The organism is Thermogutta sp. (assembly GCF_014359955.1).
In the GTDB taxonomy this organism is placed as follows: Bacteria; Planctomycetota; Planctomycetia; order Pirellulales; family Thermoguttaceae; genus Thermogutta.
The window spans coordinates 1-1994 of sequence record NZ_JACIYL010000794.1 but is presented as its reverse complement, the minus strand read 5'-3'; the positions used below and the strand labels follow the sequence as shown (position 1 = coordinate 1994).

The window sequence follows — 1994 nt, the reverse complement described above, 5'->3', positions numbered from 1 at the left end:
CCAGTTCCACGAATTGACGGAACTGGTAAAAAGCCTGAAATTGCTCTCTGACCGACAAGCCGTTAACGACATGATGAACGCCATCAACCTCTATGATGCGGTGTTGGTCAAACTGGGCGACGTTTTTCCTCGGAATTTCGTGCTGGCCGACATCATCCGCATCCAGTGCTTGCACACTCCTGAACTGGTGGCCATCAAGCGGCACACGGCCATGGCCAACTCCATCCTGACTGCCGGGGTCAATCCCGCCAACCTGGCAAAGGCACGAACTGAGTTCGAACAGGCCCTCCCCCAGGCCGCCGCTCTCCTCCAGAAATTTCCCCACCTGGCGCGGCTCTCCGATCGGCGCACTGCCACGGAAATCGCCGAGCTGGATATCAATTACAACCGATTGCTCAGTACGATCGGCGAAAGCCTCCCGGATGACTATCCGCTTCGTGAATTCCACGAAAAAGTCGTGCCCACCCTTCAGAAAGAGTATTCGGAACCCGCTCAGCCGGAGACGCAACCCAGCTCCGCAAAATCGGAGAGTTCCCCCAATACGTGACGGGTGGCGCTGCGGACTGCCGTTCACAGCAGGTAGCAACGGAGGCGGCATTTGATGGTCCGTTCAAACCTGGCGTGCGGTCCGAGATGCTATTTCGAACCCAAAGAGGCATCCGCGTGAGCACCCTCTTCCATGCCATCCGCGCTGCGATCCGGTGGCCACAGCAGGCGCTCGTGGCACTCATTCTCGCGGGCATGGCGGCCGTCTGGTTGACGTCGGGAATTCTCCTGGCGGAACCCCGACGCTCTTCCACCAGTCCGGCCATCCGGGAGCTCGTCAGTCAGTTCCAATCTCCGCGTACCAGCATGGAAGAACGCCGCAAACTCGTCGCCCAAGCGGTGGAAGGTGGCCCGGCATGGGTGGAAGCTCTTCTTCCGGTGATCGAAAAGCAACTCTCCGCGCGACTGGAACGCTACGGCCAGATGTTCACCCGACAGGCCCAGCGGCAGGCAGGTCAGCATTTCCGGCAGGTGGATCCCCGGCAGGTAGCCGCCGTTCGCGAGGCGGTGCTGAGTCTTCGCCAGCGTCCTGATCTCACCAAGGAAATGATCCAGCAGGTGGGCGACCCTGGATTGAAGCAGCTCCAGCAATGGCTCGTCATTCCCCGTGAAGTCGTGCTCGCTTCCTCCGACACCCTGCGAAGCGAACGGGAAAAGCTCACCGAATGGGGCAGCCTGTGGGAACAGTGCGCCCGCGTGCTCTACCAGGCCGCCCCGTCCGAAAGTCGCCCCGATCGTCCGCCGAGTTTTGAGGAATATCTTGTGGGCGAGGAAACCCTGGCAGCCTTTTTGGTTTCGCCGATGGATCCCCCTGCCCGGCAAATCCTCGCCCAAAACGCGATTTTGGCCAAACAGCTCCAGCGAGAAGAAGCGCGTTGTATTCTGGCTCTCAATATGATTCGCGTTTTACTGGGCCTCAACCCTTTGGTTATTGACCTCCGTCTGTGCGCGGCCGCCCGCGATCACTCCAACGACATGAAAACCCTGGGCTTTTTCGACCACACATCACCCGTGCCGGGCAAAACGACGCCCTGGGACCGGGCCCGCCGCTTCGGCACCTCCGCCTCCGCAGAAAATATCGCCGCAGGCTACAGCGATGGAAATGCCGCCAATATGGGCTGGTTCCACAGTCCCGGCCATCACAAGAACATGCTGGGCAACCACAAGCGGGTCGGCGTCGGAGTCGCGGGCACCTATTACACGGAACTGTTCGGGAACTGAGGGGCTGCCCATTGACCAGAACCCACCGACGGTAAAGTCCTGCCCCGCAGCCACCATCGAACGATTTCCGATCTCTTGCCGACTATCCAAAATGCTGCGTTGTTCCGGCTGGCACCAATGAAAGAGCCTCCCCTCCGGGGGACCAGCTTGTGGTGCCCGGCCAAGCGGGATTGATGATCGAGGGTTAAATAATCAACTGAACATGTGGTAGGGGCGATTCATGAATC

The 1994-nt window shown here is 59.7% G+C and carries 2 protein-coding genes; both read left to right on the top strand.

The annotated features are described in order from the left end of the window. The coding region (locus H5U08_RS17035) for a hypothetical protein (RefSeq protein ID WP_297035823.1) at positions 1-547 on the top strand (547 nt) is incomplete at its 5' end. A gap of 116 nt (positions 548-663) precedes the next feature. Beyond that, a complete protein-coding gene (locus H5U08_RS17030) occupies positions 664-1767 on the top strand; it encodes a CAP domain-containing protein (RefSeq protein WP_297035818.1) in 1104 nt (367 codons plus the stop codon). Positions 1768-1994 lie beyond the last annotated feature (227 nt).